19 protein-coding genes are annotated in these 19,692 nt (G+C 66.5%); 8 read left to right on the top strand and 11 right to left on the bottom strand.

Translation table 11 applies throughout. The features are described 5' to 3' along the window. The first annotated feature begins 104 nt into the window (after positions 1-104). The gene (gene btuB, locus ACZ75I_RS02435; protein ID WP_472958660.1) at positions 105-1,946 is read left to right on the top strand and encodes a TonB-dependent vitamin B12 receptor; all 1,842 of its coding nucleotides are present in this window, start codon (positions 105-107) and stop codon (positions 1,944-1,946) included. A gap of 91 nt (positions 1,947-2,037) precedes the next feature. Here btuB and gph read toward each other — a convergent pair whose 3' ends face one another. The 3 genes from gph to ACZ75I_RS02420 form a co-directional block, all read right to left on the bottom strand. Continuing rightward, a complete protein-coding gene (gene gph / locus ACZ75I_RS02430; RefSeq protein WP_472958659.1) occupies positions 2,038-2,706 on the bottom strand; it encodes a phosphoglycolate phosphatase in 669 nt (222 codons plus the stop codon). Between the two features lie 64 nt (positions 2,707-2,770). After that, positions 2,771-3,562, bottom strand: coding sequence for a class I SAM-dependent methyltransferase (locus ACZ75I_RS02425; protein WP_061478644.1), 792 nt, complete (start codon positions 3,560-3,562; stop codon positions 2,771-2,773). Further along, a complete protein-coding gene (locus ACZ75I_RS02420; RefSeq protein WP_472958658.1) occupies positions 3,559-4,488 on the bottom strand; it encodes a LysR family transcriptional regulator in 930 nt (309 codons plus the stop codon). The genes ACZ75I_RS02425 and ACZ75I_RS02420 overlap by 4 nt, the downstream gene beginning before the upstream one ends. 108 nt (positions 4,489-4,596) lie before the next feature. Here ACZ75I_RS02420 and ACZ75I_RS02415 point away from each other — a divergent pair, with 108 nt between their 5' ends. The 3 genes from ACZ75I_RS02415 to ACZ75I_RS02405 all read left to right on the top strand — a co-directional run bounded on the left by ACZ75I_RS02415 (position 4,597) and on the right by ACZ75I_RS02405 (position 7,713). Then, positions 4,597-5,235, top strand: coding sequence for an NAD(P)-dependent oxidoreductase (locus ACZ75I_RS02415; RefSeq protein WP_180866796.1), 639 nt, complete (start codon positions 4,597-4,599; stop codon positions 5,233-5,235). Positions 5,236-5,300: 65 nt separating this feature from the next. Beyond that, positions 5,301-6,212 carry an MBL fold metallo-hydrolase gene (locus ACZ75I_RS02410; RefSeq protein WP_472958657.1) on the top strand — a complete coding sequence of 304 codons (912 nt, stop codon included), beginning with the start codon at positions 5,301-5,303 and terminating at the stop codon, positions 6,210-6,212. A gap of 253 nt (positions 6,213-6,465) precedes the next feature. Next, positions 6,466-7,713, top strand: coding sequence for a chymotrypsin family serine protease (locus ACZ75I_RS02405; protein WP_472958656.1), 1,248 nt, complete (start codon positions 6,466-6,468; stop codon positions 7,711-7,713). Positions 7,714-7,892: 179 nt separating this feature from the next. On the opposite strand, the gene dinB is transcribed toward ACZ75I_RS02405, so the two are convergent. Beyond that, positions 7,893-8,990: a DNA polymerase IV gene (gene dinB, locus ACZ75I_RS02400; protein WP_472958655.1), complete on the bottom strand. Its 1,098-nt coding sequence runs from the start codon at positions 8,988-8,990 to the stop codon at positions 7,893-7,895. 190 nt (positions 8,991-9,180) lie between these two features. Here dinB and fabA point away from each other — a divergent pair, with 190 nt between their 5' ends. Both fabA and fabB read left to right on the top strand, forming a co-directional pair. Continuing rightward, positions 9,181-9,696, top strand: coding sequence for a 3-hydroxyacyl-[acyl-carrier-protein] dehydratase FabA (gene fabA / locus ACZ75I_RS02395; protein WP_005415130.1), 516 nt, complete (start codon positions 9,181-9,183; stop codon positions 9,694-9,696). Next, on the top strand, positions 9,696-10,904 hold the full coding sequence (gene fabB / locus ACZ75I_RS02390; protein WP_472958654.1) for a beta-ketoacyl-ACP synthase I: 1,209 nt from the start codon (positions 9,696-9,698) through the stop codon (positions 10,902-10,904). Before fabA ends, fabB begins: the two co-directional genes overlap by 1 nt. Before the next feature lie 128 nt (positions 10,905-11,032). On the opposite strand, the gene ACZ75I_RS02385 is transcribed toward fabB, so the two are convergent. From ACZ75I_RS02385 to ACZ75I_RS02375, 3 genes are read right to left on the bottom strand one after another with little or no spacing between them, the layout of a single operon-like run. After that, the gene (locus ACZ75I_RS02385; RefSeq protein WP_061478640.1) at positions 11,033-11,716 is read right to left on the bottom strand and encodes an HAD family hydrolase; all 684 of its coding nucleotides are present in this window, start codon (positions 11,714-11,716) and stop codon (positions 11,033-11,035) included. Then, positions 11,713-12,414, bottom strand: a complete 702-nt coding sequence (locus ACZ75I_RS02380) for a pseudouridine synthase (protein ID WP_111201840.1) — start codon at positions 12,412-12,414, stop codon at positions 11,713-11,715. Before ACZ75I_RS02380 ends, ACZ75I_RS02385 begins: the two co-directional genes overlap by 4 nt. Continuing rightward, entirely contained in the window at positions 12,411-13,475 is a 1,065-nt protein-coding gene (locus ACZ75I_RS02375; protein WP_134968958.1) for a class I SAM-dependent methyltransferase, read from the bottom strand. The genes ACZ75I_RS02380 and ACZ75I_RS02375 overlap by 4 nt, the downstream gene beginning before the upstream one ends. Positions 13,476-13,633: 158 nt before the next feature. Between ACZ75I_RS02375 and ACZ75I_RS02370 the strand changes: the two genes are divergently transcribed. Beyond that, the gene (locus ACZ75I_RS02370; RefSeq protein ID WP_005415125.1) at positions 13,634-13,897 is read left to right on the top strand and encodes a hypothetical protein; all 264 of its coding nucleotides are present in this window, start codon (positions 13,634-13,636) and stop codon (positions 13,895-13,897) included. A 126-nt stretch (positions 13,898-14,023) separates the two neighbouring features. Here the strand turns inward: ACZ75I_RS02370 and ACZ75I_RS02365 are convergent, their stop codons facing one another. Beyond that, complete coding sequence (locus ACZ75I_RS02365) at positions 14,024-14,317, bottom strand: DUF3247 family protein (protein ID WP_472958653.1); 294 nt, start codon at positions 14,315-14,317, stop codon at positions 14,024-14,026. A 43-nt stretch (positions 14,318-14,360) separates the two neighbouring features. Further along, on the bottom strand, positions 14,361-16,349 hold the full coding sequence (locus tag ACZ75I_RS02360) for a hybrid sensor histidine kinase/response regulator (protein WP_005415123.1): 1,989 nt from the start codon (positions 16,347-16,349) through the stop codon (positions 14,361-14,363). Between the two features lie 244 nt (positions 16,350-16,593). On the opposite strand from ACZ75I_RS02360, the gene ACZ75I_RS02355 reads away from it, so the two are divergent. Next, positions 16,594-17,157 (top strand): DUF3016 domain-containing protein, encoded by a 564-nt coding sequence (locus tag ACZ75I_RS02355; RefSeq protein WP_472958652.1) that lies wholly within the window; start codon positions 16,594-16,596, stop codon positions 17,155-17,157. Positions 17,158-17,245: 88 nt separating this feature from the next. Here the strand turns inward: ACZ75I_RS02355 and alr are convergent, their stop codons facing one another. After that, positions 17,246-18,313, bottom strand: coding sequence for an alanine racemase (gene alr, locus ACZ75I_RS02350; protein WP_180866816.1), 1,068 nt, complete (start codon positions 18,311-18,313; stop codon positions 17,246-17,248). Continuing rightward, positions 18,292-19,596: a D-amino acid dehydrogenase gene (locus ACZ75I_RS02345; protein WP_180866818.1), complete on the bottom strand. Its 1,305-nt coding sequence runs from the start codon at positions 19,594-19,596 to the stop codon at positions 18,292-18,294. The genes alr and ACZ75I_RS02345 overlap by 22 nt, the downstream gene beginning before the upstream one ends. Between the last annotated feature and the right edge of the window lie 96 nt (positions 19,597-19,692).

The raw sequence follows: 19,692 nt of genomic DNA, 5'->3' as shown, positions 1-19,692 counted from the left end.
CATGGCGCTGGATGACCGTGGCGTGCGCTGCGGCATCGGCGCGTGCCTGCCTTCGCGGCTCCTCCCCTTCGCCACGCGGGCGTGCGTGGCACCTGGAGTCCCCCATGAAGCTGCAGTCCCGAATGCTGTCCCTGGCCGTACTGGCCGCCCTGCCCGCGCTGGCACAGGCCGCCGATGACACCACCGCGCTCGACCAGATCCTGGTCACCGCCACGCGCACCCCGATCGCCCTGCAGGACAGCATCGCGCCGGCCCAGGTGATCGACCGCGCGCAGATCGAATCCAGCCAGGCCACCTCGCTGCAGGAACTGCTGCGCGGCCGCGCCGGCATCAACCTGACCAATGCCGGTGGGCTCGGCAAGCAGAGCTCGCTGTTCCTGCGCGGCACCAACTCGGGCCACACCGTGGTGCTGGTCGACGGCGTGCGCATCAACAGTGCCGACCTCGGCCTGGCGATGTACCAGGACCTGCCGCTGGCGCAGATCGAGCGCGTGGAAATCGTGCGTGGCCCGCAGTCGAGCCTGTACGGCGCCGATGCCATTGGCGGCGTGATCCAGATCTTCACCCGCCGCAACCAGGGTGATTTCGCCCCGCACTTCCAGCTCGGTGGCGGCAGCAACGGCCTGCGCGAAGCCAGCGGCGGGATCGGTGGCGGGACTGAACGCGGCTGGTTCGGCGCCGACATCGCCTACCAGCATTCCGATGGCATCGATGCCTGCCGCGGCTCGGCAACGCTGTTCACCGGCTGCTTTGCCGACGAACATGACCGCGATGGCTACCGCAACCTGTCCAAGAGCCTGCGCGGTGGCTACACCTTCAACGACCAATGGAGCGTGGAAGGCAGTGCATTGCGTGCCGACGGAAAGAACCATTACGACGGCTACTACAACTATTCGGAAACCCGCCAGCAGGTGCTGGCCGGCAAGGTGCGCTACACCCCGTCCGACCGCCTGGCGTTCACCGCCAATGTCGGGCGCAGTGACAACGAGTCGGACAACTTCGGTGACTTCGGTGCCCGTGGCAGCGCTCAGACCCACCGCGACAGTGCCTCGCTGCAGGGTGACTTCGCCTTGGCCGAAGGCCAGCTGCTGAGCACCGGCGTGGACTGGAGCGAAGACAACCTGGATGGCAGCAGTGCCGGATATCGGGTCGACAGCCGCCGCAACACCGGCGTGTTCGTGCAGTACCAGGGACGCTTCGGCCGCCACCAGCTGCAGGCCAGCGCGCGCAACGACGACAACCAGCAGTTCGGCAACCACGCCACGGGGAGCCTCGGCTGGGCGATGGAGCTCGGCCACGGCCTGCGTGTCAATGCCAGTTACGGCACCGCGTTCAAGGCGCCGACCTTCAGCGACCTGTATGACCCGTGGAGCGGTGTGCCGACGTTGAACCCGGAGAAGTCCAAGAGCGCCAACCTGGGCGTTTCGCAGCAGGCACAGGGCTGGCACTGGGGCCTGGACGTCTATGAAACCCGCATCGATGATCTGATCACCTACGATGCGGCGACCTTCAGGATGCAGCAGGTGGAGAAGGCGCGCATCCGCGGTGCCGAACTGACCGGTGGCGTGCTGCTGGCCGGCTTCGACATCAACGCCCAGCTGAGCTACACCGACCCACGCAACCGCACCGGCGGCAGCACGCAGTTCGACAACTGGCTGCCGCGTCGTGCACAGCACACCGCGCGCTTTGACATCGACCGGCGTTTCGGGGACTTCCGCGCAGGCCTGACGGTTCAGGGTGCGGGCAAGCGCTATGACGATGCCGCCAACGCGGTGAAGGTGGGGGGGTACGGCACGCTGGATCTGCGCGCCGAGTACGCGCTGACGCCGTCGTGGTCGCTGCTGGCGCGTGCCGCCAACGTGTTCGACCGCAGGTATGAGACGGTGGCGTGGTTCAACCAGCCGGGCCGTGAGTACCAGTTGAGTGTGCGTTACCAGCCGAAATGAAAGAAGGCGCCGGGCATTGCCCGGCGCTTTCTCTGTAGAGCCGAGCCCATGCTCGGCTCAGGCAGCAAAGCAGCCGAGCATGGGCTCGGCTCTACACCGGGACGCCGGCGGTCAACCCCGGCAGTTCGCGCAGGTCGTCGATCACCGCCACCGCATGCGCGGTGGCCAGGTCCAGGCCGCGCGGATAGCCGTAGCGCACCAGCGCGATCGGCATGCCCGCATCTTCGGCGGCGCGGTAGTCGGTCAACGAATCTCCCACCATCAGGCACGCCTGCACCGGCAGCCCGAAGTGCGTGGCGATGTGCCGCAGCGGTTCGCCGCTGGGCTTGCGCTGTGGCAGTGAATCGCCGCCCAGTACCAGCGCGAACGCATCACCGATGCCCAGGTGCTGCAGCAGCGGCGGCACCAGTGCTTCGGGCTTGTTGGTGCAGATCGCCAGTGGCACGTCGCGCGCGCGCAGCTGCGCCAGTGCGTCGGCCACGCCATCGAACAGGCGCGGGCTGCGCAGCAGGCATTCACGGTAGTGCACCATGAACACCGGCATCACCTCGGCCAGGTCGACCTCACGACCGGCGGCGTGCACGGCCTGTTCGACCAGGCGGCGCACCCCGTCGCCGATCCAGCCGAGCACGGTGACTTCCGGCACGCGCGCCATGCCGATGGCTTCCAGCGTGCGGTTCAGCGCTTCGGCGATGTCAGCTGCGCTGTCGACCAGCGTGCCATCGAGATCGAATACGACCAGCGGATAGGGATACGACAAGGGACGACGCCTGTACAACGTGGGGCCGTCCATTGTACGCCGCGCTCTTTCCCCGGAATCCGCCTCAGCCGATCCTGCGTGCGCGGGTGGCAAGAAAGGTGGGCAGGTAACGGTCGATCAGGAAGCGCGGCTTCGGCTGCCAGTCTTCCATGAACCGATCAATCACGAAGCCGGCATCCAGCTGCCCGCCGATCAGTTCGGTCAGGCTGTGGCCAAAGGCCAGCGCATCACCGCGGGCGAGTTTCGCCTCACGCTCTGCGGCGGGCAGGTCTTCCAGGTCCGAATAGGGAATGGCGTACTGCGGCCGGATCAAACCCTGTGCATCCAGCTGCGGATCACGTGCACCGACGAACAGCACCGGGTTGTAGAAACTGGCCATCAACATGCCATCGCGCGCCAGCACGCGGCGGCATTCGGTCCACACCGGGCGCACGTCGGGCACGTACAGGTTGGAGATCGGATGGAACACCACGTCGAAACTGTCGTTGGCGAATACGTGCAGGTCGCGCATGTCGCCCTGCACCGTGCGCAGCTGCAGTCCATCACGCGCAGCGACCCGGCGGTCCTGTTCCAGCTGCCCGTCGGACAGGTCGAACACGGTGACGTCGGCGCCCGCAGCGGCCAGCACGGGGGCCTGCTGGCCACCACCCGAGGCCAGGCACAGGATGCGGCGGCCGCGCACGTCGCCCAGCCAGTCCAGTGGCAGCGCGCGTGGGGTCAGGTGCACCTGCCAGCGGCCTTCGCGCGCGGCGGCAATGGTTGAACTCTCCACCGGGCGCGACCATTCGCGCACTTCGCTGGCCTGGCGGTCCCAGGCAGCACGGTTGTGGTCGATCAAGGCCTGTCCATGGTTCATGTGTTCTCCTTGCCCGGTGGGTGCCAATCCAGATCCTGGAAGGCCGGGCTGGCGAAACACTCGGCCAGGTAATCCAGGAATCGCCGCATGATAGCGGGCTGCTGGCGCCGTGACGCGTACACGGCATGAATGCCGAGCTCGTCCAGACTGAATCCGGGCAGCAGTTCGATCAGCTCGCCGCTGCGCAGCAGTGGCGCCACCTGGTAGGTCGGCAGCATGGCGATCCCGGCACCGGCGCGTACCGCCTCCAGCAGCAGCGAGGCCTCGTTGGCGCTGATGTTGCCGCCCACCGCCACCGACAGCGAACGGCCATCGCGGTGCAGCTGCCACAGGCTCTTGCCGACGTAGTGGTGGGTCAGGCAGTTGTGCGCGGCCAGGTGCTCCGGCGCGGTCGGCGTGCCACGCGCCTGCAGGTACGACGGCGTCGCGCACAGCACCGAGCGGCAGGTAGCCAGCCGCCGCGCGATCAGGCTGGGGTCGATCTGGCGCGCGATGCGCACGGCCAGGTCCACGCGCTCCTCGACCAGGTTCACCGTGCGGTCGACCAGCAGCAGCTCGATGCGCGCCGCCGGATGGCGCGCGACGAAACCGGCCACCGCCCGTGCCAGGTGGCTCTGCCCGAACGACACGCTGGCGGTCACGCGCAGCGTACCGTGCGGCTCGGGATCATCACTGGCCAGCTCCCCCTGCAGTTCTTCGCCGATCGCCAGCATCTGCCGGAAGCGCGCCAGCGCCGCCTCACCCGGGCCGGTCAGGCTGACCCGGCGTGTGGTCCGGTGCAGCAGGCGTGCGCCCAGCCAGCCCTCGACCTCGGCCAGGTAGCGGCTGACCATCGCCCGCGACATGTCCAGCACTTCTGCGGCGGCGGTGAGGCTGCCGCGCTCGGCGACCTCGACAAACACGGCCATGGCGGTCAATCGGTCCATATGCTCGATCCACGCAACAAACAAGCGCGTTATACGCTGTTTTTCGAGCGACTGCAGCGGCCTAGAGTGGCCCCATTCCCAGCCCACATCGCCCCACGGAGTCCTGCCATGAAGATCGCCCTCGTTGGTTCCACCGGCAACATCGGCCGCCAGATCGCCCGCCACGCGCTGGCCCACGGCCACGAACTCACCGTCATCGTGCGCAGCGCGCAGGACCTTCCGGCCGAACTGGCCGGTGCCCATCCGGTGATCGCCTCGCTGGATGACCAGGACGCACTGGTCGCCGCCATCGCCGGCCACGACGTACTGGCCAGCGCCTACGGCCCGCGCCCGGGCGACGACATCGGCCGCGTGGGCGAGATCGCAGCGCAGCTGGCGGCCGCCGCGCGCAAGGCCGGCGTACCGCGCCTGGTGGTGGTGGGTGGCGCTGGCAGCCTGGAAGTCGCGCCGGGCGTGCAGCTGGTCGATACCCCCACCTTCCCGGAGGCCTACAAGCCGTACGCGCTGGCCCACCGTGAGGCATTCAACCGCCTGCAGGCAGTGGACGACCTGGACTGGACCTTCTTCTCGCCAGCCGCCGAAATCGGCCCGGGCGAAGAGCGCGGCCAGTACCGTGTGCAGCCCAAGGCCTTCCTGGCCGACGCCAGCGGCCACAGCCGCATCAGCTATGCCGACTACGGCGCCGCGTTCGTCGCCGAGCTGGAAGCGCACCAGTACCCGAAGCAGATCATCACGGCCGCGTACTGATCGACGCGCGAGCCCTGTAGGGCCAAGCCCACGCTCGGCTCCCTATCCGACACAAGGAATTCCCCATGCGTACCGCTGCCCTGCTGCTTCCCCTCGCCCTGGCCGCCACGTTCACCAGTGCGCCGCTGCTGGCCGCACCGGCCACCGCGGCGCCGACCACTGCGACGAAATCACAACTGCACCTGCAGACCTTCCATCCCGGCCCGCAGGCGATGTTCTCGGTATCCTCGGTGCTGATCGAAGGCCGGCATGACGCGATCCTGGTCAACGCGCAGTTCGGCGCCAGCGACGCACGCAAGCTGGTCGAACGGATCCGCGCCAGTGGCAAGCAGCTGACCACGATCTACATCAGCCACGGCGATCCGGACTACTACTTCGGCCTGGCCACCCTGCAGGATGCCTTCCCGCAGGCACGCATCGTCGCCACTGCGCAGACCGTCGCCCACATCCAGCAGACCCAGGCCGGCAAGCTGGCCTACTGGGGACCGAAGATGGGTGCCGACGTGCCGGCACGCATCGTGGTGCCGCAGGTACTGGACGGCGATGCCCTGCAGCTGGAAGGCCAGCGCCTGCCGTTGATCGGCCTGGATGGCCCGACCCCGGACCGCACGGTGCTGTGGGTACCGTCGCTGCGCGCGATCGTCGGCGGCATTCCGGTGGTAGCAGGTGAGCACGTGTGGATGGCCGACACGCAGACGCCGAAGTCGCACACTGACTGGCTGCAGACCCTGCAGCGGTTGCAGGCACTGAAGCCGAAGGTGGTGGTACCGGGGCATTACGCGCCGGGTGCGGCGCTGGATGCCAGTGCGCTGCGCTTCACTGCGGACTACATCCGCGCGTTCGACGCCGAGGCGGCAAAGGCCAAGGACAGCGCGGCACTGGTGAAGGCGATGCAGGCGCGCTACCCGACGCTGGCCGGCGTGGCATCGCTGGAGCTGAGTGCGAAGGTAGCCAAGGGCGAGATGCAGTGGCCATGAGGCAGAAGGTTGTCTTTTGCAGCGCTGCGCTCTGCATCTGCAGTAGTGCCGCCGCTAGCCGGCACCCCCAACATCCTAAGCTTGCTTGATAAGTACGACCACCTTCGACTCACCAGATCGACGACGCGCAGGTCATTCCACATTTGCCACTCCTTGCCGAACATCAAGCCGGGACCAACATCACAGACCTGAACGTCAACAGCTGTACGATGGATTGCGTAGTTGATTAAACCGATGGAACGGAGAATTCACGATGATGATCAGACATGCTTTGGTCAAACTGCTGCTTTCCACCACCGCACTGGCCTCGCCCCCCGCGTTCTCTCAACAAGTAACGCCCTCCACCGACCCCGTTGTTCAAGCCTTTGCGCAGCATGAGGGATTGTCCACCCAAGAGGCCGACAGGCGGCTCAGACTCCGAATTGCGGCAGGGGAAGAGCTTGCGCGCATTCTGGAAGGAATGCCTGATCGCTTCGCTGGCAAGAGCTTCAGTGAGAACCCGATGATCGTGACGGTCCGTTTGACCGGGACCGAGCCAGTGCCATCCCGAACTGTGAGCACTGTCTATGGCACCATTACCTACCGCTTCACGGTCGGGGCAACTCACTCTCTGACGCAATTGAAGCAGATAGTGAGGTCAGGAAAGGTGGCAGAACTTTTCCCGGAGCATCAGGGAATCATGATCGACGGACAGCGCGGTGTGATTGTTGTGGAGCTGCCCAGCACAGATTTCGAAAAAATCTATGTCGACGAGGAAAAGAATGCGCGACGCATTCTATCCGCACCCATTGAACTGAAGAAGTCCTCAGGGCGTTCCAAGTTGCTGTCAGCGCCACAGACTCGTGCGGGTGGGCGAGCTGTTTCCAACAACTCTTACTGCACATTTGGATTTCGGGCCTATGATTCTGATGAAAAGCCCGGGTTGATTACTGCCGCACATTGCCTGCCAACCCTGCGGTACGAACCGATCCCGGGATCTGGCGACACTGCCACGGTCGTACTTGATGTAGATCCTGATCGACGACGCTTCGATGCAGGTCACGACGTGCAGTGGCATCCCGTCCCCGCCTCGAGCGGCTTTGAAGCGTCTTGGACGGCCTTCACCAAATTGAATGGATTTAACACGATTGGTTACTTGGGAAAGGTCAGACCCGATCTACTGCGGGAAACCCTGGAAGGACTCCTGGTGCTCTGTCATGCAGGAACACGGACAGGCTACAGCTGCGGCACGCTCACCTCCGTGAACACAGAGCCTGAATCAAATACCTGCAATTTCCAAAGCTGCACGAGCGATTGGATTAGGGTGGAGGATCTAGCCGGCCCTTACGATTTGCTATGTGATGCAGGTGACAGCGGCGGACCTCTGGTTTCGGTGGATCTCGATGCTGTGGCGATAGTGACGTCTGCAAAGACCAATGGCAGCGAAATCGGGGATTGCGACTATCTGATAGCGATGTCTCTTGCGAAGGTTCACTCCGCCATAGGTGTAACTGTTCGTTGATCTCGATTGAACCATCACGCGCAGACCTGTACCAGCCATCATCGCTGAGCTAGGCTTATCCTATTGAATGCTCGGGCAATCTTGTTCCGCAGAACCTTCAAGAGATCTGCAACTGATTGAGCTGGGAGATTTGTGCGTGCCCGCTTGACCGGCCGGAATCAAGAGCCTTCTTAGCCCTATCAACGATTGGCTGCGGACTCGTTCGGTCCGTGCTCGAACAACTCCCCCTGCACCACCGGTTCCTTTTCGCGGAAGCCACCCAGCCCGACACCCACCAGCCGATAGCGCGTCTCCGCCGGCAGGTCGACGCGGGCGCGCAGGGCCAGTGCGATGTCGCGCAGTTCTTCCATCGACTCCGGCGGACGTTCCGGGGTGAAGCTGCGGGTGAGAATGCGGAACTGCGCGGTTTTCAACTTCAGCACCACGGTATGGCCGACACGTTCGGTCTTGCGAGTGGCACTCCAGGTCTTCTCCGCCAACTGCACGATCGCCTCGCCCAGGTCTTCCAGCAGCAGGTCTTCGGCGAAGGTGTCCTCCGAGGAAATCGACTGCACCTGCTGGTCCGGTTCCACCGGCCGCTCGTCGATGCCGCGTGCGCGGTTGTACAGGCTGCGGCCGAAACTGCCGAACGCTTCTTCCAGATCGATCAGTGCCCACTGCCGCATGTCGCCGCAGGTGGCGATGCCGCGCGCGGCCAGCTTGCCTTCCATCACCTTGCCGACGCCAGGCACCCGGCTTACCGGCAACGGCAGCAGGAAGGCGTCCACCCGCTGCGGTGGAATCACGAACTGGCCATCGGGCTTGCGCCAGTCCGAGGCGATCTTGGCCAGGAACTTGTTCGGCGCGATCCCAGCTGAAGCAGTCAGGTTGGTCTCCTCACGGATCTGCATGCGGATGGTACGGGCGATGTCGGTCGCCAGTTCGATGCCGCTCTTCGGCTCGGTCACGTCCAGGTAGGCTTCATCCAGTGACAACGGTTCAACCAGGTCGGTGTGGCGCAGGAAGATCTCGCGCACCTGGCGTGACACCGCCTTGTAACGTGCGAAGTCGGGCGGCACGAAGATCGCATCCGGGCACAGGCGTTCGGCCCGCACTGCCGGCATGGCCGAACGCACACCGAACACGCGTGCCTCGTACGATGCCGCGCACACCACCGAGCGTGCGCCGCGCCATGCCACAACCACCGGCTTGCCGCGCAGTGACGGATCGTCGCGCTGCTCCACCGACGCGTAGAACGCGTCCATGTCAACGTGGATGATCTTGCGCAGTCGGGTCATGTCAGGTGGAAAAGGCGGGGCCGGGCCGGGTGGGCCACACGCCGAAGTATGGTCGTTGCACATCAACAGGATGCGCGTATTCCCTTGAAAACACTACGGTTGCGTACGGTTGAAATGTTTGATCGGGACAGTTTCCACGGGCATTCTCGGGCGCTTGTTTCCCTGTTCTCCGCTTCCAGGATTGTGCTTCATGACCCGTCTCCACGCGTTCAACCGCGAACAGCTGCTGGCCAGCGCACGCGGTGAACTGTTCGGCACCGCCGCCGGCCGTTTGCCCAACGACCCGATGCTGATGTTCGACCGCATCACCGACATCCGAGAGGACGGCGGACCGCATGGCAAGGGCATGGTACGCGCCGAACTGGATATCCGCCCGGACCTGTGGTTCTTCGGCTGCCACTTCATCGGCGACCCGGTGATGCCAGGCTGCCTGGGCCTGGATGCCATGTGGCAGCTGACCGGCTTCTTCCTGACCTGGCTGGGTGCACCCGGCAAGGGCCGCGCGCTGGGCTGTGGCGAGGTGAAGTTCACCGGCCAGGTACTGCCGGACGCCAAGCTCGTACGCTACGAGATCGACATCAGCCGGGTCATCAACCGCAAGCTGGTGATGGCCCAGTCGGACGCCCGCATGTACGTGGACGACCGCGAAATCTACAGCGCGCGCGACCTGCGCGTCGGCCTGTTCACCGAAACCGGGAGCTTCTGATGCGTCGCGTCGTCATCACCGGCATGGGCATCACGTCCTGCCTCGGCAATGATCTGGATACCGTTTCGGCCGCGCTGCGTGAAGGACGCTCGGGCATCACCGCCTTGGCCGACCACGCCGAAGCAGGCCTGCGCAGCCAGGTCGGTGGCCGCGTCGACCTCGACCTGGACGCCTTGATCGACCGCAAGCAGAAGCGCTTCATGAGCGACGCGGCGGCCTTCGCCTACCTGGCCATGCGCGATGCCATCGTCGATGCCGGGCTCAGCCCCGAGCAGGTCAGCAGCCTGCGCACCGGCCTGATCGCCGGTTCCGGTGGCGGCTCCAGCGAATGGCAGATCGGTGCCGTCGACCTGCTGCGCGAACGTGGCGTGCGCAAGGTCGGCCCGTACATGGTGCCGCGCACGATGTGTTCGACGGTCTCGGCCTGCCTGGCCACGGCCTACCAGATCAAGGGCGTCAGCTACTCGCTGTCGGCTGCCTGCGCGACCTCGGCGCATTGCATCGGCGCCGCTGCGGACATGATCCGGCACGGTGCGCAGGACATCATGTTCGCCGGCGGTGGCGAAGACCTGCACTGGTCGATGAGTGTGATGTTCGATGCGATGGGTGCCCTGTCGACCAGCTTCAACGAAACCCCGGCCAGCGCCTCGCGCCCGTACGACAAGGACCGCGACGGCTTCGTCATTGCCGGTGGTGGCGGCATGCTGGTGCTGGAGGATTACGACCACGCCGTCGAACGCGGTGCCCACATCCATGCCGAGCTGATCGGCTATGGCGTCACCTCCGACGGTGCCGACATGGTGGCGCCCTCCGGCGAAGGTGCGGTGCGCTGCATGAAGATGGCGCTGCAGGGTGTCGATCGCCCGCTGGACTACCTGAACACCCACGGCACCTCGACCCCGCTGGGCGATGTCACCGAGCTCAACGCGATCCGCGAAGTGTTCGGCGATGCGGTGCCGCCGCTGTCCTCGACCAAGGCGTTGTCCGGGCACTCGCTCGGTGCAGCCAGCGTGCACGAGGCGATCTACTGCCTGCTGATGATGCGCGATGGCTTCGTTGCCGGTTCGGCCAACATCGGCGAGCTGGACCCGAAGGTGGAGAGCTTCCCGATCCTGCGCGAGAGCCGCGAGCAGAAACTGGATACGGTGATGTCCAACAGCTTCGGCTTCGGTGGCACCAACGCCGCGCTGGTGTTCGGGCGGGTGTGATGGGACAGGTATGCCGATCAACAGTCGGCACCTACCCACGGATGTAGAGCCGAGCCATGCTCGGCTCAGTGCCAACCAAGGTTGGCACCTACCGGGGCACTGGGCCGACCAACGGTCGGCACCCACCGTTACCCCGGCAGCAACGGCAGCAGCAGCGCGTGCGCGTCCACCAGGGATCCAACGATGCGGTGTCCCAGGGCACGCAGCTCTTCATCCGGATGCACCAGGTCAGGCACCTGGATCACGGTCATGCCGGCCGCCAGCGCCGCGCGCGTACCGGCCGGTGAATCCTCCAGCGCCAGGCAACGCCCGGGCACCTGCCCCAATCGCTGCGCGGCCAGCAGGTAGATATCCGGCGCCGGCTTCGGCCGCGCCACGTCGCCACTGGTGATCACCGCATCGAAATACGGCAGCAGGCCAGCAGCGGCCAGCTTGCGGTTGGCCCGCGGCTGCCGCGTGGTGGTGGCCACCGCCCGCGGTACCGCGTGCACTTTCAGCAGCTCCAGCAGTTCCAGGATGCCCGGACGCAACGGCAACCCGGTCTGTGTGCGTGCCTCATACAGGTCGTGGCAACGTGCGGCCACCGCATCGATCACGCTGTCCTCGATGCCCTGCGCGCGCAGCAGCGCGTGCGAATCGCGGTCGCCGAGGCCGACCATGCGCAGGAACACCGCCTCGTCCAGGCCCAGCCCGAATTCATCGGCGGCCTGGCCCCAGCAGGCCAGCGAGACACGCTCGCTGTCGATCATCAGGCCGTCCATGTCAAAGATGACGGCGTCGGGAAGAAACGGCAGCGCAGCGATGGGGGTCATGGAGCGAACAGCGTATCCAGGTCGGTAGGGGTGAGCTGCCGCCATTGCCCTTCGTCCAGCCCCTGCAGGTCCAGCCCGCCGACGCGGCTGCGGTGCAGGGCCTGCACGTGGTTGCCGGTAGCGGCGAACATGCGGCGTACCTGATGGTAGCGGCCTTCGTGCAGCACCAGCCGCGCACGGCGCGCATCCAGCACTTCCAGTTCAGCCGGCAGCAGGGGCGTCTTCTCCGATTCCAGCATCAGCGTGCCGCTGGCGAACAGCGCCACCTCGTTGCCGCGCAGGTCCTCGCTCAACTCGACCTCATAGACTTTCGGCAGCTTCGACTTCGGCGAGATGATCCGGTGCAGCAGGCCACCATCGTCGGTCAGCAACAGCAGGCCACTGGTCTCGCGGTCGAGGCGGCCGACCGTGGACAGCACCGGATCGCGGTCGCGGAAGCGCGGCGGCAACAGGTCGTAGATCAGGCGCCCGGTGTCCTTGGTCGAACAGGTGTAGCCAGCCGGCTTGTGCAGCGCGATCGACAGCCCCGGCGGTGGGTCCAGCGGCTCGCCATCGACCCGGATGGCGTCATGCGGCACCTGGTCGTCGGCATACAGCACCTCGCCATCGGCGTCGGTGACGCGGCCTTCGCGGAACATCCATTGCACCTGCTTGCGGCTGCCATAGCCCAGGTTGGCGATGTGCTTGACCAGCTTCACTTGCCCTTCCCCTTCACCGCTTCCACCAGCTTGAAACCGTCGCGCTCGGCGACCACGCGCACCGCGCCGAAGCTGTCGTTGAGGGTGTGCTCGTAAGGCAGGTGGCGGTTGGCCACCACGTACAGGCGCCCGCCCGGGCGCAACGCCTGCGCAGCCACGGCGATGAAGCGCTGGCCGATGTCCGGGCGGTCAGCGCGCGAAGGCGTGTGGAACGGCGGGTTGCTGATGATGACGTCGTAGCCCGGCTCGATGCCAGCGGTGACGTCCTGCCACAGGAAACGCAGCGGCAGCGGTCGCGGCGGCGGCGCCAGATTGAGCTCGGCCAGCGCCAGCGCGCGCTGCTCGGCCTCGTACAGGTCCAGCGCGGTGATCTTCGGGCAGCGTTCCAGAAGTTCGCGCGACAGATAGCCGTAGCCCGCGCCGAGGTCGGCGGCGCGTCCGGCCAGGTCGGCCGGCAGGTGCTCGGCCAGCAGCGCCGACGCCGGATCGATGCGATCCCAGGCGAACACGCCCGGGCGGCTGAGGAAGCGACCGCCCACGATCGGGCGCACCGCATCCAGCGCCGACCAGCGCTTGGCCAGGTCAACGTCGTGCTGGCCCTGCAGCGGGGCGGTCCAGTACACGCGGCAGTGGTTCTTGGTCAGGCAGCCACCGAGGCCGGCCAACTGCTTGAGGTCGCCCTCGCCCGAACGCGCACCTTCGTTGTTGGACTGGCAGGCAACGATGCGGCCGCCATCGGCGACCAGCGCCAGCGCACGGGCGAACAGCGCACGGGCTTCTTCGCGCTGGCGCGGCGGCAGCACCAGCACCAACGGGTAGCGGCCCTTGCCGGCCGCGTCATCCAGCTGGCCGCTGACGGTCCAGCCGGCAGCCTGCTGCAGCGGTTGCGCGAACGGGGCGAAGCTCTGTTCGCAGTGCACCTCGCGGTTGCCGGCCACTTCGCGCAATGGCCAGCCATCGCGGGCACGCAGGAAGGCCACCGGGCCCTCCGGCCAGCGCAGGGCGCCTTGGGAGAACGGCAGGAGCAGGGTCTGCAGGGGGGCGTCGTCGCTGGAGGCCATCGGCGCGGGTACTTCAAGCGTGAGGGCCGTCCATTGTACCGGCTTGGCCGGGCCGGCCCCGGCGGCCCGCTTTGCGAAACCCGAACGGGGCCTTGATCCGCCAGAAACATTGAAACGTTCAGGGTAGAGGCTCCCCCCGGAAACCCAGGAGAACCTGCATGCGAGCCTTGTTCGTCGGTGGCGTGGTCGACAACAGTGAAATGGACCTGGAAGGCAGCCATCCGCCCGTGCACTACCCCGAGGATACCGGCGGCGGCCACTCGCGCTATCGGCTGCATCAGATCGGTCATGGTGCCGACGGCAGCGTGGCCTATGCGGTGTACGGCGCGCCGGACCTGGCTGATGACGAGGTGGCACGGGTGGCCGAGGAACGTGCCTATGCGCGGCGGTTCGAGGCGACGCCGACGCTGTTCGAGCATTGACACACCTGTAGCGCCCGAGCCCATGCTCGGGCGACGGCGCAGCCGCGCAGACCACAGCCGAGCGTGGGCTCGGCTCTACATCAGGATCAAACCGGCGGTTCGAGGCCACGCCGACGGCGTTTCGGATCAAGGCGCCTTGGGTGGCAGGCGGTTGATGCTGGCGATTTCATCCAGCCAGACATGGTGCTGCTGCACCGGCGTGTCGTAGTCATCCAGGCGCAACTGGCCGTTGCTGCCTTCGTCGCCGGCCTCGTTGCGGTACTGCTGCACCGTCGGCCTCACTGCCACCGTGCCGAGCAGGCGGCGACCATCATGCAGGGTCAGTTCCACCTGCGTTTCGCCTTCCAGCTGCGGCAGCAGGGCTTCCAGGCGTGCGATCTGCGCCGGATCGGTATGGATGCGGGGAGCTATACGGGACATCGGCGACCTCCTGACTGCAGGGTCGCCGATCGGCCGTGAATGTTCAGTGCAGCGCGCTGTCCGCGCGCGGCACCTGCACCTTGCGCACGGCAGCCACCAGCTGCGCTACCGAATAGGGTTTGGCCACGTGCTCCTGGAAGCCCGAGGCCAGCGCGCGGCGGCGGTCGTCGGCACGCGCCAGTGCAGTCACCGCCACCGCAGGCAAGGTCGCCGCATCCACGCCCATGTCCTCGCGCAAGGTGCGCACCAGCCCATAGCCATCCATGCCCGGCATGCCGATGTCGGTCAGCAGCACGTGGTATTGCAGGTGGCCGGTGTCGGCCAGCAATGCCAGCGCTTCGCCGGCCGAGCTGGCCGCAGACACGCTGGCGCCCTGCTCTTCCAGCATGCGCCGCAAGTACTCCAGCACTTCCGGCTGGTCTTCCACCGCCAGCACATGCATGCCGCGCAGCGGATACGGCTCGACGATCACCGGCTCCAGGATCGGCCCGCTGATCACTTCGCGCAGCGGCCGCCGTTCGGCATCGGGAACATGCTGGGGCAGGCGCACGGTGAAGGTCGCGCCGTGGCCGTGGCCCTCGCTGGCCGCAGTGACCGTGCCACCATGCAGTTCGACCAGCTGCTGCACGATCGCAAGGCCCAGGCCCAGGCCGCCATGGCGGCGGGTGGTGGTGCCGTCGGCCTGGCGGAAGCGGCTGAACAGATGATTGAGGAATTCGGGTGCGATGCCATCACCGCTGTCACGCACGGTGATCTCCCAGTAGTTGCCGTCGGCCCGCAGCTGCAGGTCGATGCGGCCTTCAGCCGGGGTGAACTTGATCGCGTTCGAGAGCAGGTTCCAGAACACCTGCTGCAGGCGCGTGGCGTCGCCCAGCACCAGGCTGGGTTGCGTGGGCAGCTGCAGGTGCACGTCCAGCGCCTTGCCTTCGGCCACCAGTTCCTGCGCGCCGATCGCCTCACCCAGCACCGCGCACAGGTCCAGCACTTCCACCTCCAGCTGCACCTTGCCCAGCAGCATGCTGCTGAGGTCGAGCATGTCCGAGATCAGCCGCTTCTGCGCACCGGCGCTGTTGGCGATCACGTTCAGGCCCTTGTACAGCGGACTGGTGTTGTCCACGCGCTGCAGAAGCAATTCGCTCCAGCCGAGGATGGTGGTCAACGGCGTACGCAGCTCATGCGACAGCGTGGCCAGGAATTCATCCTTCAGCCGCGCCATGTTTTCCGCAGCACTGCGCGCGGCACGCTCGGACTGCAGCAGTTCCTCGCGGGCCAGCTCGATCTCGCGGCGTTCGGTCACGTCCGGGCTGCTGCCGGCCAGGCCGATGAAGCGGCCCATGCGCGAGAAGCGCGGGCGGGCGTTCATCTCCAGCCAGCGCCACTGGCCATCGGCACGGCGTGCGCGCACGAGCGCGTGCATCGAGCGCTGCGCCTTCAATGCTTCCTGCAGTTCGTACTCGAAGACCGATGCGTCGTCCGGATGCACCAGGCCGCGCCAGACGTCCTCCGGCACGCGCGTCTCGTCACCGCCGAAGAACTCGCTGAAGGCACTGTTGACGAAACGGGCATGGCCGCGCTCGTCCAAGACCCACACCGGCATCGGCAGGCCGTCGGCCAGCGCACTGAAGCGGGCTTCACTTTCGCCCAGCTCCACTTCCATCTGCTTGCGTGCGGTGATGTCGAAGAACAGGATGCCGACCTTGTCCTCACCCGGCCGGCCCACGCGCACCGCATCCACCGCGAACGAGCGGCCCAGCGCACGCGCCTCCATCTCGAACTGGGCCGGGCGGCCGCTGCGTGCGACCTCGCCATAGATGCGGAACCAGTCCTGCTCATGGCCGGGCTCCAGCGCCGTCATGCGCTTTCCACGCGCATCCTTCAGCCCGGTGTGGCGCTCGAAGGCATCGTTGACCTCGATGAAGCGGTAGTCGACCGCACGATCACCCTCGAACAGCACCTGGATCACGCAGAAACCGGCGTTGATGCGCTCAAGCACGCCATGATGCAGGTCGGGTTCGGGCGCCGGCACCGTCATCGGTGGGCGCTCCACGAGGGGCGGCAGTGTGGACAAGGGTGTCTGTGCAGGCCAGGTTGGAGGCACAGCATCTTCCAAAGGGCGTATTCACAGCGTCAAGCGCCGTCAGTCATGGTTGACGTCGATGAATTGGCGGCAACCGCTCTTGCAGACGACGCATGCGGCCATTGCCGATACCGGGAAGCAGGATCACACTCGATCTGTGATCAACATCGCCCCCATCGAGGGGACGCAGGAGACCGTGATGAAACGCTCACTCGCGATTGCCCTGTTGGCAGGCGCCCTGGTGGCGGGCGGCGCCAGCGCGGGACCGCGCACCGTGACCGACCCGGAAGCTCCCCGCGCATTGCAGGCCGATGGCCCGGTCAGCGTGAAGTGGGAGGATCCGGCCAAATTCACCGAGATCCGCCAGAGTACCAACCGTTTCGAAGCCGAGCGTGGCGACTGGGTGCAGCAGCTGGCACGCTACCTGCAGACCGCTGCCGCCAAACCGCTGCAACCGGGACAGACGCTTGATGTGACCCTGGTCGACATCAAGCGCGCCGGTGACTACGAGCCGTGGCACGGCCCGCGCGGCCGCGACATCCGGATCATGCGCGACATCTACCCACCGCGGATCAGCCTGCAGTACACGCTGAAGGACGCCAGCGGCCGCATCGTCAGCGAGGGCGACGCGCGCCTGAGCGATACCGGCTACCTGCACAACATCGGCCTGAAGAGCGACAGCGATCCACTGCGCTACGAGAAGCGCCTGATCGACGACTGGGTGAAGCGGCAGCTGACAACGCAGGCTACCGCCGCACGGTAGGCCCATCGGCAGGTGTCGACCTTGGTCGACACGGATTCACAGCGCCGACCAGGGTCGGCCGCTACGGAAGCCGAGCGTGGGTTCGGCTCTACACGTAGACCTTCGCCACGCGCTTGACCGCGCACGGCAGCTGGTAGGCACTGACGCCACAGCGCGGCGCCAGCTCTGACAGCGTCGGCGCGGAACCCCACAGCTCCACCACGCTGCCGATGCCGGCCTGCGGATGCGCGGTCAGGTCCACCGTCAACATGTCCATCGACACGCGCCCGATCAGCCCGCCGGGCTGGCCGTCGATCAGCACCGGGGTGCCGTTCGGGGCGAACTGCGGGTAACCGTCGGCATAGCCAAGCGCGACCACGCCCACGCGGGTGCGCGCCTTGGCCACGAAGCGCGCGCCATATCCCACTGGTTCACCGGCTTCAATCCAGCGATCGGCGATCACCTTGGACTGCATCGTCATCACCGGGCGCAGTCGCGCGGTCAACGCGGTGTCATCCGGCAGCGGGTTGGCGCCGTACAGCATCAGGCCCGGGCGCACCCAATCGCTGCGCACCTCCGGCCAGCCCAGCAGCGCGGGCGAGTTGCACACGCTGGTCTCGCCCTCCAATCCATCAATGGCGCGCGCGAAGGTTGCGGCCTGCTCGCGGGTGCGCTCGCTGTCCAGTTCGTCGGCACGTGCCAGGTGGGTCATCAGCACGATGCGCTCGACCTGCGGCAGCGCCGACAGGCGTGCATGCGCGGCGCGGAAGTTGTCCACGTCCAAGCCGAGGCGGTGCATGCCGCTGTCCAGCTTCAGCCACACCGTCAACGGGCGCGGGCTGTCGAACGCCGCCAGTGCCTCCACTTGCCACGGCGAACCGACGGCGAACCAGAAGTCATGCTCGGCCACCAGCGCCATGTCGCTGGGCTCGAAGATGCCTTCCAGCAGCAGGATCGGCGCACGGATGCCGGCCTTGCGCAGCTCCAGTGCCTCTTCGATGGTGGCCACGCCGAATCCATCGGCCTCGCCCTCCAGCGCCTGCGCACAGCGCACCGCGCCATGCCCATAGGCATCGGCCTTGATGATCGCCAGGGCCTTGCCACCGCCCAGTTCACGGGCGAGCCGGTAGTTGCTGCGCAGGGCGCCCAGATCGATCAGCGCGCGGGCAGGACGCATGTGCGGTTCTCGAGTTGCGGCGCGTGACCGTACTGGCCGTAGCGGAAAATATCCAGGCCTTCGGTGCTGATCTGCGGCTGTCGCGCGCTCATCAGGTCGGCCAGGTAGCGGCCTGAGCCGCAGGCCATGGTCCAGCCCAGCGTGCCGTGTCCGGTATTGAGGTACAGGTTGCGGAACGGCGTGGCGCCGATCACCGGCGTACCGTCCGGCGTAGCCGGGCGCAGGCCGGTCCAGAACTGCGCGCGCGACAGGTCGCCGCCCTTCGGGTAGAGGTCGCGGACCACCAGTTCCAGGGTCTCGCGGCGGCGCTGCGACAGCGACAGGTCGAAGCCGGCCACTTCGGCCATGCCGCCGACACGGATGCGGTCGTCGAAGCGGGTCACCGCCACCTTGTAGCTCTCATCGAGGATGGTCGAGGTCGGCGCCATTGCCGGGTCGGTGATCGGCAGGGTCAGCGAATAGCCCTTCAGCGGGTACACCGGCAGGCGCATGCCCAGCGGTGCAACCAGCGCTGGCGAGTAGCTGCCAAGCGCAACCACGAAGCGGTCGGCGGTTTCCAGCTTGCCGTCGATGCGCACGCCGGTGATGCGGTCGCCATCGCATTCCAGGCCGGTGATGTCCTGGTCGAAGCGGAATTCGACGCCGGCATCCACGCACATCTGCGCCAGGCGGCGGGTGAACAGCTGGCAGTCGCCGGTCTGGTCACGCGGCAGGCGCAGCGCGCCGACCAGGCCATCGACGTGGGCCAGGGCTGGTTCGGCCTGGATGATGCCGGCCCGGTCCAGCACCTCGTACGGCACGCCGTACTGGGCCAGGATCTCGATGTCCTGCGCCGAGGCATCCAGCTGCTGCTGGGTGCGGAACAACTGGGTGGTGCCCAGGTCGCGGCCTTCGAATTCGATGCCGATCTGCGCGCGCAGCTCGTTCAGGCAGTCGCGGCTGTACTCGGACATGCGCACCATGCGCGCCTTGTTGATCGCATAACGCTCGTGGGTACAGTTGCGCAGCATCTGCCACAGCCAGCGGTACTGGGCCAGGTCCATGCCCGGCTTGATCGCCAGCGGCGCGTGTTTCTCGAACAGCCAGCCGATCGCCTTCTTCGGCACGCCCGGCGCCGCCCACGGCGAGGTGTAGCCGAACGACAGCTGGCCGGCATTGGCGAAGCTGGTCTCCAGCGCTGGGCCGGGCTGGCGGTCGATGACCGTGACTTCAAACCCGGCCTGTCGCAGGTACCAGGCACTGGTAGTGCCGATCACGCCGCTGCCGAGAACTAGGACTCGCATGGGACTTCTCCAACCCGATCATTCCCTGCACTGGAGCGTGCCGGGGCCATAATTGGGGAAGTATAGACAGCCAATACCAGTTGATTTGCCTGAATT

It is taken from the genome of Stenotrophomonas sp. X (assembly GCF_055721025.1).
The sequence above is the reverse complement of the archived record's forward strand: the minus strand, read 5'-3'. Positions and strand labels throughout refer to the sequence as shown.